The organism is Limnohabitans sp. 2KL-17 (genome assembly GCF_003063415.1).
Taxonomy (GTDB): Bacteria; Pseudomonadota; Gammaproteobacteria; order Burkholderiales; family Burkholderiaceae_C; genus Limnohabitans_A.
In genome coordinates, this window is the sequence record NZ_NESK01000033.1 from 23,279 (window position 1) to 37,867 (window position 14,589).

The following is a 14,589-nucleotide window of genomic DNA, read 5'->3' on the forward strand; positions in this document are numbered from 1 at the left end:
CTGAATTTATTGACTGGCCCCGGTCAAGTAGATGCCAATATTGGAGACGCCTTGGCTGGCGTACCCGGTCGTACACGAAAAAGTTGCAGCACATCCCGAGGTCGTGTCAGTGGTGCCGCCGCCCAGCACCACATGGCCGCCCCATGTAGAGATGAAAGAGCTGAATCGAATGCCTCCGGCGTTGCTGTTGTCCGTGTCCGAGTAGGCATACACACTCAGAGACTTGCCCGAGGCCCCTGAGACACTGCTGCTGAAGGCGATGTCTTTTGCAGCCATCAAGGTCAGGCTGTTCCCATTGAGGGTGTTCGTGATGGCTCCCGCAATCGTGATGTCTTTGTCGGCCGCCACGGTTTGCAATGTGGTGGCCCCACTCAAACTGCTGGCCGCCACTGACAACGCCTGGTTGGTTTTGAGCGTCAGCGCACTGTTGGTGATGACGATGTTTTGAATGCTGTTGCTGGTGTTGGTGGCGGTGAACCCCGACGCATTGGCAAAGGTGACCGTATTGCTGCTGGCGCTCACCACTCCGCTGAGCGTCATGGCGCCGGTGCCACCCAATGTTGAGTTGGTGGCCACCGTCACAGCGCCACTGGCAGTGGCCGCGGTCGCGCTGGAGTTGATCAACACCCCTGTGCTGCCGATGCCCGTGCCAGAAATGTTGAGCGCGTTGGCAACCGTCTTGCCGTTCAGATCAACCACGGCACCTGACTGCACCGTCACCGCGCCGGTTCCCATGGCACCGCTGGTGCTGGGCACAGCGCTCGCACCCGCTTTGACCGTGCCCGCAGAAACAGTCACGCCCCCAGTAAACGTGTTGTCGCCCGACAAAGTCAGCGCACCCGTGCCTTGTTTGGTGATGGAACCACTCGCCCCACTGACGACCCCGGCGATCGCATAGTCGGCATTGGCATTCAGCGTCAGTCCGTAAGAACCCAAGTTAATGGCTCCGCCGGTGCTGATGTCTGATGCCGCCAGGACAACGCTGCGCCCCAGATTGATGTTCTCACCGAAGGTCTGCACACCGGTTGTGTTCACCGATGCGCCGTTGATCTGGAGTGTTCCACCGGCATTGGTGTTCACACTCGTTGCCGTCACCGACCCACCCAAAGTGGTGGTCGATGTGCTGTTGAGTTGAACAGCACCCAGGCTCTTTGTTTGCCCCACACCCCCCGACAAACCAATAGCGCCAGCACCAGCATTAACCGTCAACGCCATATTACCAGAATAAGCGGTGGCCAGGTCACGGACCAAGAGATTTTTGATACCCCAGCCTTCGTCGTTCCAAGTGCTATTCAATGAACTGTCTACCTTGAAGGTAAATGCAGACAGGGCCGGTGTGGTGATGGATACATTGATCTTTTGTGAAGTCCAGGTGACATCTGGGCGACCGGTGCCGTAATCTCCCCAAAGGACGCCACCACTGGGAGAAAGTGTGATGGCGTAACCAGAAACGACTGAAGTAGCCGTTGTAGCAGCAGAAATACCAGATGCGGTAACAAGCGATTTCTCACCAATTGTGGTGGCCCCCACATAGAAGCGGAAATTTTCGGTGTCCCAGCTTTCCAGCTGAAAAACATCAAAGGTGATGTTTTTCCCGGTACTCCCGAAATCAAGCGCCTTCGTGACCGAGTTGCTGCCGCTGGAAAACGGGCCGAGGATCGTGCCCCATTCCTCATAACCGGTGTTGTAAGTGGCTGCTGAACTCCACCCAGTCAGACCCAAACCAATCGCAGTCTGCCGTTGAATGGACGTTGCCGCATTGACTGTGCCTGTCACAGACACCGCACCACCGCCAGAATTAACCGTCAGCGCGCCAGCAGACCCGCTGTTCAAAACACCCAACAGCACTTGGGTGTCTGTACCGCCAGTATTGCTCAAGGTGATCGCACCGCCGGTGGCACCACTGATGCTGGTGTCAATCGTCTGGTTTGAGGTCGCCTGGAAACTGATCGTTTCAGCGGTGGCCGTCAAACTGCCACCCGCCGTGGTGACATCCCCTTCAAAGGCAATGACGCCAGAGTACTTGGCACCCGTCAGCGCCAGATTGAGCTTGCCCGTCGATGCCGCAGATATGGCGCCATTGAAATAAATGTCATCGCCAGCAGTCAGCGTGGCGGTGATGTTGGCAGTGCCTGCATGCTTCAATGCGGCATTGAAAACCAAGTCTTCTGCGACAGCCAAAGTGGTATTCGCATTGGGAAGCACCACGTTATTGGCATTGAACAGAAGACTGTCAATTTTGGTGGTGGTGCCCACAGCGCCCCCAAGCGTGATGTCGCCACCCGTTGCAGTCACTGTCAGGTTTCTGAGGGTGGTTGAGGCATCACTGTTGATGGTTGAGCTGAAATTCACCCCACCAATGCCCGATGTGATGGACAAATTGTCAGCATTCACGATCAATGCACCATTGAGCGTCATAGCGCCCGTCCCTGTTGCATTCAAATTGGCCTGTTGATAAATACGCCCCGCTGTAATGGTTGAAACGCCAGACACATTGATGGCGCTGCCCTTGACCAACAGATCGCTGCTGCCAACGTTGGCGGTCAGGTTGCCCGTGTAATTTTGAGCACCAGAAGTCACCAACGATGTGCCGTTGGTCACCGTAGAAGCCGCCGTCACAGCCAGGGTTGATATGGCCTTACTGGAACCCACATTGGCTTTGAGATTGACCGTGCCCGTGCCCGCCTGAATGGTCACAGGCGAGCCACCCAAATTGGTCTCGCGTACATAGCCCAACACAGCGTAGTCACTGACCTGTGAAGCACTGAACGTGGTGGTGTGATTCAGGTCGTTCCACCGACCGGCTGCGCCATAAAACTGCCCAACCGACTCGACATTGGTCCGCGTGGCGTCCAATCCACCGTTGGGTTCGCCAGGGCCAAAATTGGCGTAGTAACCCGCTGACGTTGAGCCACCCTGGGTAAAGAACTGGGCGTTTGCCTCGGGGCCATCAGCCCACACCCACGCATAACTGTTTGTGTTGGAACGGTAGGCACCAATCCAAGCGCCGTTGTAGTTAGCCGTCAAGCCGGCAATGGCGTTTTCCAGTCGCGATGTGATGTTGACCAGATAGCTTTCACCAGTTGCACTCCCGCCTGCAGTGCTGTTTTTTGCATCCGTTCGAGCCCAGTCCCAGGTACGGTTGGTATCGGTTGTTTTGTTGATGAAGCTGTATGAATTGCCCGAATTCAAAATCCCATGGAAGGTGACATTGCCGTTGCCCGAATCGACGACAAGCCCGTTGGTGTTGCTAACAATCACTTCACCATAGACATTGACCGCACCACCCCCGGTGCTGAGTGTTTGCGTTGAACCACGCTGGAAGAAGACATCGCCGCCCACCATGGCCGATTGGCCACCAATGGTCGCCGTTTGGCCTGATTTGCCGAAAGTAAGTGCCCCGCCTCGGGTCGTGATGCCACTGCTTTCCACGTACACGATGCCGTCACCGCTGGCATCGGTATCAGACCAAAGCTGGGTGCTCATGGCAGATGTACTGGCAGTGATGCTGGCATTGCTTCCAAGGCGGATATGCCGTGCGGCCTCCACCGTGAGTGATGTTGCCGTCCCTGCATTGTTGGTCACTGCGCCACTCAACAGCACATCCGAGGTGCTCGATTTGAGCGTGATGGCACCTGCCGATGTCAAGCTTTGTTGAACATCAATTTGCCCACCATAGATGGCGACAGGGCCAGCGATGGACAGGCTCACTGGAACGGTGATGTTTGCGGTGTTGGTGGTTTTGCCAACCGTCAGGCCTGTGGCGCTGGAACCAATCGCCAAACTCGACGAGAGGCTGAGTGCGCTGGTAAACGAACTGCCCGTGGACTCCAGGGTCACTTGGCCGTGGTGGTGACCGCGCTGGTGCCAGCCAAGGCGAAGCTGTTGCCACGCAACACCAGGTTGCCAGCATGACTGGCCGCACCCAAGGTGTTGGTACTGCTCAGCGAAATGGCTTCGCTGCCCGAGCCTCCACCCGCATAGCCCACGATGGTGATATGACCCGTCGCGGCGCTGCCGATGGTGGCGGTGTCGATGGCCACACCATCGCTGTTGTCAGAACCGTTGGTCCCCGATTGACCCGTGATGTTGATCGCGCCACCAGCAGAGTAAATGCTGCTTCCAGTTGTGATCACCACACCACGCAAACCCACAGCTGTATTCACACCACCCGTGCCTGACAGGGTGACAGTCCCTGCGCCTCCAGCTGAAATTTTTGAGCTGGTGATGACGACGATACCCTGGCTGTAGCTTCCACTGCCAGCGCCACCGCCTGTACCGGTCAACACCACGTTACCGCCATTGGACTTCACCCAAGCACTGGCGCCTTGTATGTTGATGCCGTGGCTGCTCGAAGCCCCTCCGTTGCTGGAGAGTCCACCATAGCCTGTGATTTCAATGGCTCCTGTTCCGCTGGCCTCCACCAACTGGGTGATGTTGACCCCCATGTTGGCCGCGTAACCCGTACCACTCCCACCACGCCCCAAGATGGTGATGCTGCCGTTTCCAGTGGTTTTGACCGCTGCATCGACCGCCACACCCTGCGTGTTCTGGGTTATAAAAGCGCCCGTGTCGGCATCGAGCAAAATGTTGCCGGCGGCTGTGACGGCTTGGTTCACGTTGATGCTGCCGCCATATACCGCGATGGGCCCTGCCACCGTGATGGCGCTGCCCAGGGTGACGTTGGCGGAGGCATTGAGGGTGAGGCCTGCATCCGAGGCTGATGAAGTGGTTGAAATGTTTCCGTTAATTGAAATACTGCCGACTGCTGTCAGCGACACAGAACCCGCTGTGCTCAGACCATTGCTGTTGACATTGAATGACTGCGCATTTGAAAAATTCAGATTGCCAACATTGCTGGCTTGAAGGTTGTTGACCAGGTTGGTAGCACTGGCCAAAGAGACAGTCGGCTTGCTGGTTCCACCATTGGAGGAACCCAATATCAGTGTATTGGCGTAAATGGCACCTGCAATGCCTGGACCCGCTTGGGATATCTGAGTGCCAGCGAGTAATTCAAGTGTGCCGTTCAGCAGGCTGAATCTGGAACTCCATAAGTTAATTGACGTACCTGCCTGGAACGTCAATTTATTGGAACCAGAGTAGTTGATGTAGTGATTGGGATACGAAGCTCCAGCCTCCCATGCAGCAGCATCAATCAACCCGGAAGCAACGACTGAAACGTTGCCCTGAGTCAACGCCGCATTGATCGTGTCCGTCCTCAAGACCGTCACACCCCCTCCTCTGTCCCGCGTATCCGCACCAGAGACAAGAATGGACGCGCCTGAGTTCGCTGTTAAGGCTGTGTATGTGGTGGTGCCTGTCGTTGTGTAGTTGTAGCCACTCCAACTGGGATCTCGAATCCACAAATCTTCAGGGTCCAACAACCACAAACCATCTCGACCCGCAGAAGCTTTTGTTGACACAAAAACCTTGTCACCCAGCTTTAGCCATTTGCCTGAAGTCTCAATCTGTCCACCATCGCCGCCATTTATACCGCCCTTGGCCAAGATGGTGCCCTCCGCGGTGGTCACCGAATCGGCATTGTGAATATCACTCCACAACACCACTGTGCCCCCTTGACCGGTGTCTGTGGCGCTGGCGTCAATCACCACGTCTGGGCCCATGGCAACGGTGGTGGCTTGGGGCAAGTCGCCCGTGCCTTGCCAGCCGCCGCCCACATACACCTCGCCCCCACCGCTGGCTCCCGTGGCGTCTATGCGGGTGCTGTCCTGCAAGAGCAGGGTGGTGCCGGTGATGGACACAAGCCCGCCGCGACCACGGCGGCTGCTGGCACTGATCTGGCTGTTGCCGTTGATCAGCACAACGGGTAGATCAGGCACTGGCCCCAGGGGATCCGCAGGCGTGGCTGGGGTGCTCGGGGTGGCACGCATGTGCACTTGGCCACCACCCGTGTCGCCATCTGCCACCAAGGTGCTGCTGGCAACGGTCACATCACGGCCTTGCACGGCGATCACACCACCGGTTCCTGCCGAGCTGACAGCCGACACCGTGGCACTGTCCATTTGCACAGTTTGGGTGGACTCCAGGCGAATCTCACCACCCCGGTTGGCGCCGTCTGCGCGCAGTTGCGACTGCGGTGCCAGCGCAATGCTGGCAGGGGCCGTTTGTGGTGCAGCACTGATCGCTTGCATCACAATTTTGCCGCCCGGGCCTTGGGTGCTCGAGACATCGATGACGCCTGCGTTCTCGATACGCTGCGCCTGAATCTGCACCTCGCCACCTTGCGTGATGCCTTTGGCATTGAGCACGCTGGTGCTGGTCAATTGCACTTTGCCGCTTTGCAGCAAGATGCGACCGCCCTGGCGAGTCAGGCTGCTGGCATTGAGTTGTCCGCTGTTGATGATTTGACCGGTCAACGCATCCATGGCCGTGGCGCTGAGGATGATCAGGCCATCGGGCGCATGCACCGCGGTCTTGTTTTCCACCAAGGTCGCAATCTGGCTGGGGCTGACAGTGATGCTGGCCAGTTTGCGGGAGGGGTCAAAGTTCAGGGTCACGGCCTCTGCCCCCGCCATGACCACCGTGCCTTGTTGGGCCACGATCAAGCCTTCGTTGCGCACTTGGGGTGCCAGCAGGGCCACGTAACCATTGAGCGCGGTGCGGATGCTGCCTTCGTTGACCACGGCGCCCGTGGCTCCGTTGCGCGCAAATTCGGCTTTGCCCGCCATGAAGTTGGCGTCACTCTGGCTCATGGTGGTGGCGGTGACAGCCCCTACGTCGAGCACAGCGCTTTTGCCAAAGTACACGCCTGCCGGATTGATGAACGTGACGTGACCAGGCGCATTGATCTTGCCAAAAATCTGGCTGGGATTGACGTCGCGCACACGGTTCAAAGTGGCGGCTTGCGCGTTGGGCTGGTTGAAGTTGACCGTGCCGGCCGAGCCCAGGTTGAAGCTGCCCCAGTTGATGACGGCGCGCTGCGAGCTTTGGTCAATGTTGAGCAGGGGCGCGGTGGCTGTGCCCGCCCTGCCAATTTGTGCAATGCCTGCCGCCACCTGACCTTGCGTGGGCAGCTCGGTGGGTGCAGGTGGCCCCGCTGCGGCCAACGCCATGTGCCCGGCCAGACCCAGAACGGCAGCCAGCTTGGCCATTTTCTTGACCAAGGAGCTGCGTTTACCGCTCGAACGCGCCGTCTCGGCCACCACCGTCCAGGTGGCGGTGACCTCGTTAAAGACGATGCGGTAAACCTTGTTCACTGTCTTTCTTTGCTTAAAAAGGAATGCTGGCTGTCAGCCAGACACGGTTGAGTCGAAGGGTGCCGTCGTTGTCTGTGCCCTCTGAGGTGGGCTTGGGGTTGGGCGACACACGGCGTGAAAAGGTGGCCTTGCCCTCTGCACCTGAAGCGAAGCGGTAGGTCACCGAAATGCCTCGGCCGCGCAGCATCAACTCGTTGCTTTGGTCATTGAGCAGGCTGGTGCCGTCGGCGCGGTAAGGAATTTTGAATTGGGTCACGCGGCCATAGTCGTAAAACAAGGTGGTTTGCCACTGCGTATTCCACTCGCGACGCAGTTCCAGCGTGGTGGTGACGCCGGCGCTGCCACCTGCCTCGCTGTTGGGGAAAGCTCGCACACCCGATGCGCCACCCAGATACAGTTTTTCTGAAGAGTCCAGGTTCTTGCTGGCCCATTGCTTGGATGCGGACATGAAGATCGAATGCTGGCCATCGATGAACTGCAAGCGGGAAACCGTCAGGCGATCTTTGCTGTAGGCGCCTTGGGTGCGCGCCTCAGTGGCGTCCAGAGAAGCAGCGCCAGAGGGCCCCAAGCCGATCGATCCACGTGTATGCACAAGACTCAGCACATTGTTGCCACCACCCCACTGGCCGTCCAAGTGGCTGAGGTTCAAGCCAAGGGTGTGGTTGTGCACCTTGGTGTGGCGCACCACGCCCAAGGTGCCAGGTACTTCAAGGTCAGACTTGTCCACCGCATTGCGGTTCTCGAGCCCCAGATCCAGATTCAGATTGGTGTTGGCCGATCGCACCCAAGGGGCACGCAGGTTCAGACCATAGACATCGCTGAAACCCTCCGGCCTCAACTTCGCACCCTCCGGCATGTACTTTTCCAAAATGCGGTAATTCATGCGACTGACTTCGGCATTGAGCGATAAGCCTCGCCACTCTTCAATGCCCAAGGGTGTGCTGACTGCCGCACGCACATAAAGACTGCCAGCGTTTTTGCTGCCAGAAAAAGAGAACTGCTCACCCGTGCCAAAGGGCGAGTTGACTTGCAACTGGGCATTCAAACGCACAATGCCTGTCGTGCGGCTGCCCATGTTGTCGGTACTGGCCTGACCTGCCAGCAAAACCGTGGTCTCGACCTTGACGAGCAAATCAGAAGTGCCTGCAAGCTGACCCGCCTGCAAGCTACCGGCCACCGCAGCACCAGGTAAATCACCCGCCACCAGCAGTGCCCAGTCCATGTCGTTGAACTGGATGGGTTGACCCAACTGCATTCGGTGTTTGATCAGCGCCTGAACGCGGCGACGCACAACATCACCCAATTGCGACTGGGCCTCTTGCATCTGCACAATCACTTGGCCTAACTTGCCCTCGATGACGGTGATGACCACATGGCCTTCAGAGACGTCTTGGTCAGGCAAAACAGCTTGTGCCAGCCAACCTTGATCGCGGTAAAGCGAGGAGATCTGCGCCACGGCTTGCTGCAACTGGGACAGACTGATGTCCTTGCCCAACCAGGGCGCAAGAACGGCCTCGATCTGTGACGTGTTGACCAGCGTGTTGCCCGAAACACCGATCGACTTGAAAAGGAAAGTGGCCTCTCCTGGTTTTACCTCTGCAGCGGTCGCCGGCTGTGCTGTTTGCGGCTCCAGCTTGGGCAATGAGGGCTGAGCCCCTGGCTTGAGCGAGGGGTCGTTTTGCAGTTGCTGCATCAACTGCCCCGCACGGTCAGGCGGGTACGGCAATGCTTGCGAAAATCCCGCCTGGGCCAAGCCAAGCAAAATCAACGTTGCATATAATTTTTGGTAAAAGTGTGAGCACAATATCCGCATACTGCGGATACTATGAAAAATGTCAAATTGTTAACCAAAGAAACCTAAAAATCATATTTTCAATATTAGTATTGACCCTTACTTTTGCGGTAGCGTCACGAAGGTCAATCGCTGCAAGCCCGCAGCTTGCGCCAAAGCCATGACCTGAGCAATGCGGCCATAGGGCACGGCCTCGTCTGCCTGCACCTGCAGTTGGTATTTTGAAGCCTTGCCGTCAGCAGTCATTTGGGCCTTGAGCTCAGCCTCTGAAACAATAGATCCTTTGTATTGCATCGAACCATCTTTAAAAACAACAAGTACTTCATTTTTGGCTTGGTCGCGCTGAACCACTGGCGCAGTTTGGGGCAATGAAATCTTCATGGCTTGGGGCGCGATCATGGGCGCCGTCACGATGAAAATGATCAACAGCACCAACATCACATCGACCAAAGGGGTGACATTGATCTCGGCAATAGCGCCATCACCGTCGCCTGAAGAGCGCATGCTCATTTAACAGCCCCTTGGGCAAATGACAGGTGTTTCATGGCCAGCCGGGCAAATGCATCGGCAAAAGCCTCCATTTGGGTCACACGCAACTTTTGTTTACGCAACAGAAAGTTGTAAAAAAGAACTGCTGGCACGGCCACTGCAATGCCCACGGCTGTGGCGATCAAGGCTTCACCCACAGGGCCCGCCACCACATCGATGCTGGCTTGCCCGGTCTCCCCGATGTTTTTGAGCGCGTTCATGATGCCCCAGACGGTACCGAACAACCCCACAAAAGGCGAAATAGAACCAATGGTGGCCAGCTCAGACAGGCCACGCTCTTGCTTGCGCAACTGCTCTTGCAAGGACTGATGCAAAGCACGCTCGAGATTGAGCTGGGGGTCCAACAGCGCAATGGGGCCGCTGGCCAGAAAGTCTTCAACGGCATTCACGCCTGCAACCGCCATGCTGGCCAAGGCCCCTTGGGAGTTTTGAACCAGCCCCGTCAACTCTGTCCATGCGCGTGCCGCAAAAAATTGGGTTTCAAAAACTTTGGATTCGCGCACAACTTGCTGGTCTTGGCGTACCTTGATCCATGCAATTGTCCAGGTCACCACCGAGAGCAGAACCAGCACGCCCAGTGTGGCATCGACAATGATTTCATTCAGCATGTTTGTTCCATTTGTGAGCCTGCCATTATCGGGCGGCTCTTAAACGATAAGTGATGGGCACCCGCACAACACTGTTGCTCAGCACCCCGTCTTTGCGTGCAGACCGGAAACGCCAGCCCTTGACGGTGTCCAGGGCAGATTGATCCAGCCATTCGTTGCCACTGCTTTGCGCGAGCTTGACAGCAGCCACCGTGCCATCCGGATTGATCTCTACAGCGATTTCCACTGTGCCCTCGGCGCCGACGCGAAAGGCGGCTTTGGGATAGGGAGGCTTGGGGTTTTCTTTGTAGGCCGCCTGCAAATCAGGCTCAGTGATTTTCACGGTTTCCTGCGTGACCTGCGCCTGCCCTTTGGGCACGGCAAGTGTGGCACTGCCCGGCAAAGCCGCAGCAACTGGCTCTGCAGGGGGGGTGAATTGTTCGACCGGCTTTGCCACCAAAGGCGCATCAGGTGATGCGTTTGATGGCGCAGGTGCAAGAGGTTTTGCAAGCGGCTGGGTTTTGGTTTGTGTTTTTTGTGCAGGCGTCCGACTAGCCGCGCCTCCTTGCCCGTCCTGGGCAGCAACAGCTTGTTCGAGACCTCGCTGAACAGCAGGATCAGCCGCACCGATATCGACGGTGATGGGCGCAAGTTTGCGAGGCAGCTGCAAATTGGGTGAAGCCAGCAAAGGCCAGCCCAATCACATGTGAACAGCCAGCACCAGGCCAAAGACTCTCAAAAATTGAGAAGCATGGCGTGGCTGTGGGCGCTCGATGGACAACTGCATTGCGAATATAGGTAAACTCAAACGGTTTATACATGAGTTCAACTTGAGGAGAATGTCACCATGGCCGAGGAAGCAAGCAACACTGCACCGTCTGAACAAGCCATCAAAGGGCGAAGCGTTTTTTTGGTTGAAACAACGCCAGCAGGCATTGCAGTGCAAACAGCCTTGCTGACAGAAGACGGCAAGCTGCTGAATGCACCGGCCATCTTTCCGGATGTGGAATACGCCTTCACTCAAGTTGATGAGTTGAAAAGCCTGATTTCAGCCCATTTTTCTCAAGCCGCTCGCCTGGGCGCGCAAGTCGCCTCTCAGCAAGCACAAGCCAATGCGGCGGCAAGCAATATGCCTACAGGGTCTTTACCCCAAGCCAGCACCACTGCCCGTCCAACCCGGGGTGGCAGCAAGAAGGCCAAGGCAGCAGACGACTCAAGCCTCAATTGATTTTGAATGGGTTAGCTCGCAGCTGAATGGCTCGGGTCAAATCTTTTGCAAGGCTTACTGAACAGAACGTTCTGCACTGTCAGATCATTGCATTGCAGCCAGAACACGTAACGGGAAAAGCCAATGCTTCAACTCGATTCGCGGAGTCTCAAGCAATTTTGACGCGGCAGCTTAAGGCATACCCAAAGCCCCGAATGGTGCGAATGGCATCCGCAGGAGCGCCGCATGAATCCATCTTTTTGCGCAACGCACTTATACGCATTTCCAAGTTGGCGGGCGACAAGCCTTTGTCTTTGGCATCGATCAATTGCATGGCCTGCCAGCGTTCGAGCTTTTGACCGACGGCACGGGTCATGGCCGTGAGCAACAAGCTTTCAGAATAAGTGAGCGCAACGCTGTCAGCAGGACCATGCAGGTTCAAGGCTTGTGCATCCAGAACCAGACCTGCTACTTCAGCTTGCTTTTCAGACTTGAGGCGTCTGGCCAGGTTTTGTATGCAAACAAGCAGCTCGGCCTGTTCGACCGGTTTGACCAGGTAATTGTCTGCGCCACAGTTGTATCCCAACAGTCGGTCTTGCAATTGACCTCGCGCCGTCATGAGCACAATGCCCGCCGCTGGATGGCTCTTTCGGATGCGCTCTGCCAAGCTGAATCCGTTCTCGCTGGGCAAATTCACATCGATCAGATACAGGTCTGGCACATCGCGTGTAGGGGTGTCGTCCACCTCTTCAGCACTGCTCACAGCCGTGACCTGATGGCCGTCCTGAACCAACAGCTCTTGCGTGGCTTCGCGCAGGCTGTCGTTGTCTTCGACAATCAAAATGTGCAGGGAAGGTGAATCCGTCATGGCGTCAATGTATCAAAGCCATGCAATACAAGACCAAAAAAAACCAAAGTCATCGCACTCAAGACTTTGGCAAGGTCAATACAAAGCAAACATGCTGCGATGTGGGTTGATAAGCAATATGGCAACCTAACATCAAGGCCAGGCTTCGGACCAAAAATAGACCCAGGCCGGTCCCTGCCTGACCTTGTGCACCAGGACTTCGATAGTACATTTCAAACACCCGCGCCTCCTGCGGCCAACCTGCGCGACCAGGAAGGTTGCAAATACTCAGTTGCACCAAGTCACCCATATCCTGATGCACGATGCGAATGGGTGTTTCTTTTGGTGAGTATTTGCAAGCGTTTTCCACCAGGTTGTTGAGCACAATGAACAGCAACTGCCGATCAGTCTGTACCCATATCGGGTGGTTGAAAGGCAAATCAATGCGGTCTGGCGTGGGGGCGCTGGCGACAACATCCCCCAAGATTTGCATCAAGTCAAGTGATTCTTTGTTCACCTGCAGTTTATGGTCTTGCACCTTGTTGGCTTGCACACAGCGGTCAATGACATCGTTCATCTCCCGGATGGATTGTTTGATGGCTTGCGCATTCTTGCCACGTTCGTCAAGCCGCATGAAGATGGTTGCCAGCGGTGTCTTGAGTTCATGCGTCAGCATGGTCAAGAGCTTTTCCTGCTCATCACGCTGCACTCGATCTTGCACAACCTGTAGCTGAGTGCGCGCCAAAAGGCTTTGGGCCTCAAACTGTGCTTTGCGCATCAGGTGCGCTCGGTACTGGAGCAGCAGCAGCACCATCAACCCACTGGCCAATCCATGAGCCTGCACCAGATAAAGCCCGATTTCGCCTCCCCGCGCCAATCCAAGCCCTGGTAAGGCAGCCAACACCAAAATGACAACTAACACCGCATAAAAGCCAACAACCAGAAACCGTGAAAGCTTGATGGCTGAGACGCCCTGCACTTTTGGCTCAACACGCCAACCTTTGGCTGTCCATGCAGCGCCCAGCATCACAAACGGGGTCACCAACACTGACATCAAGTTGATTTGCAGAGCCACCATGGGATGCCCCATCGCAAAAATGAGCAGGTTGATGGGCAACAAGCACAGCAATCCTTGCAAGAGCCAGACAGCCCAGCGCCTGGGTTGATAGTCTTGCAAAAACACGTAATGAAAATAAATGGCTGCAGTGGTCGCAAGCATACTGAACAACGAAGACAAATTGTCAAGCCAGGCCGCAGGCCAGTCCAGTGGCCACCACATGCGCATGTAGCCCAAAGAGCACAACGCATACACCAGGGCTGCCGTTTGCTTGACCCCGAAAAGCCCCACCATCTTGTCTTTGGTGAAAGCCCAATAGCTGAGCCCCCACAGGGCAAATATTGTGACCACCCCTACATAAAGTGCAAATTGCAATTGTTGATACTGCATCTCTTGAAGCAGCTTTTTTTCGGGTAAGACTTCGGCATGGATCTGCCGGGTACTGCTGGAAGTCACCCGCAACCAGATGTCGCGCGGCAATGGCCCAGCCACCAAGGGCACCATGAAATCCAAACCACGCAAAGGCTGCAAAGCCGGGTGATGGACATCGCCCGTCTGGCCAGCGGTGCTGCCAGGCGCGGGAGAATCAAAAACATCGATGCTGTCCAGGTAGACCGGTCGCAAACGCACAACCAGGTTTTCAGCCTGTTGCGCTTGCTTTGGGGCATCAATTTTGAGCTTGACCCAAATCACAGAATGCCCAAAGCCTTTGCTCAAAACCCCTTCAAATGGCTGGAAGGTCGCGTCCTGTACCTGTGCCCAGGTTTTCTGTCCACCTGGATCTTCCAGCCAGCCTCGTTGGGTGACCCAGTCCTCTGCCGCTGCGGTCAAGGCAAACAGGGCCAGCAAGCCAGAAACCAAGACAGCACGAATGCAATTAGCCCGCATCAAAGACTCGCTTGAAATACGGGTTAAGGCTACGCTGAACAAGCCAACGAATTCAGCGATATGTTGCTAGTTGATTGCATGATGCGAGATGTGATGGGCGAAGCGGCCCAATTTCGGCCCGTATTTCTGGCCTTTTCACGCCAGACACGCGCATTGCGCGCTCTGAAGACGCACTCATGCCATGCGGCGTCCACGCGCTAAGTAGATGTTGGCCAGACCCAAGGCCACGAACGAGCGCGTGGCGTTCTTGGCCAGGCCGCGATAGCGCACCTTGGTGAAGCCCCACAGCCGCTTGACCACTGCGAAGACGTGCTCCACCCGGGCGCGTACCTTGGACTTGTTGCGATTCTTCGAGCGCAGGGCCGGGTCAACCTCACCTCCCTTGCGCACCCGCTGGTTGGTGAAGTCGTTCGCATGTGGTGCCTTGGATGCGATCAGTGCCTTC

10 protein-coding genes are annotated in these 14,589 nt (G+C 56.4%); 1 reads left to right on the top strand and 9 read right to left on the bottom strand.

All coding sequences use genetic code 11. The features are described from left to right. Positions 1-6: 6 nt before the first annotated feature. The 6 genes from B9Z45_RS14800 to B9Z45_RS17075 form a co-directional block, all read right to left on the bottom strand. Positions 7-3,840, bottom strand: a complete 3,834-nt coding sequence (locus tag B9Z45_RS14800; RefSeq protein ID WP_108407992.1) for an S-layer family protein — start codon at positions 3,838-3,840, stop codon at positions 7-9. Continuing rightward, on the bottom strand, positions 3,837-7,217 hold the full coding sequence (locus B9Z45_RS14805) for a filamentous hemagglutinin N-terminal domain-containing protein (RefSeq protein WP_108407993.1): 3,381 nt from the start codon (positions 7,215-7,217) through the stop codon (positions 3,837-3,839). The genes B9Z45_RS14800 and B9Z45_RS14805 overlap by 4 nt, the downstream gene beginning before the upstream one ends. Positions 7,218-7,230: 13 nt before the next feature. After that, entirely contained in the window at positions 7,231-8,910 is a 1,680-nt protein-coding gene (locus tag B9Z45_RS14810) for a ShlB/FhaC/HecB family hemolysin secretion/activation protein (RefSeq protein ID WP_158270437.1), read from the bottom strand. A gap of 198 nt (positions 8,911-9,108) precedes the next feature. Then, positions 9,109-9,519: a biopolymer transporter ExbD gene (locus B9Z45_RS14815; RefSeq protein WP_108407995.1), complete on the bottom strand. Its 411-nt coding sequence runs from the start codon at positions 9,517-9,519 to the stop codon at positions 9,109-9,111. Further along, positions 9,516-10,166, bottom strand: a complete 651-nt coding sequence (locus tag B9Z45_RS14820; protein WP_108407996.1) for a MotA/TolQ/ExbB proton channel family protein — start codon at positions 10,164-10,166, stop codon at positions 9,516-9,518. The genes B9Z45_RS14815 and B9Z45_RS14820 overlap by 4 nt, the downstream gene beginning before the upstream one ends. 25 nt (positions 10,167-10,191) lie before the next feature. Continuing rightward, complete coding sequence (locus B9Z45_RS17075) at positions 10,192-10,602, bottom strand: energy transducer TonB (RefSeq protein WP_158270438.1); 411 nt, start codon at positions 10,600-10,602, stop codon at positions 10,192-10,194. A gap of 390 nt (positions 10,603-10,992) precedes the next feature. On the opposite strand from B9Z45_RS17075, the gene B9Z45_RS14830 reads away from it, so the two are divergent. Then, the gene (locus B9Z45_RS14830; RefSeq protein ID WP_108407998.1) at positions 10,993-11,373 is read left to right on the top strand and encodes a hypothetical protein; all 381 of its coding nucleotides are present in this window, start codon (positions 10,993-10,995) and stop codon (positions 11,371-11,373) included. Positions 11,374-11,521: 148 nt separating this feature from the next. Here the strand turns inward: B9Z45_RS14830 and B9Z45_RS14835 are convergent, their stop codons facing one another. The 3 genes from B9Z45_RS14835 to B9Z45_RS14845 form a co-directional block, all read right to left on the bottom strand. Further along, positions 11,522-12,220 carry a response regulator transcription factor gene (locus B9Z45_RS14835; RefSeq protein ID WP_108407999.1) on the bottom strand — a complete coding sequence of 233 codons (699 nt, stop codon included), beginning with the start codon at positions 12,218-12,220 and terminating at the stop codon, positions 11,522-11,524. A 58-nt stretch (positions 12,221-12,278) separates the two neighbouring features. Continuing rightward, positions 12,279-14,144 (bottom strand): sensor histidine kinase, encoded by a 1,866-nt coding sequence (locus tag B9Z45_RS14840; protein WP_108408000.1) that lies wholly within the window; start codon positions 14,142-14,144, stop codon positions 12,279-12,281. Between the two features lie 174 nt (positions 14,145-14,318). Continuing rightward, positions 14,319-14,589, bottom strand: a 271-nt coding sequence (locus tag B9Z45_RS14845) for a transposase (protein ID WP_146180911.1), incomplete at its 5' end; no start/stop codon positions are given.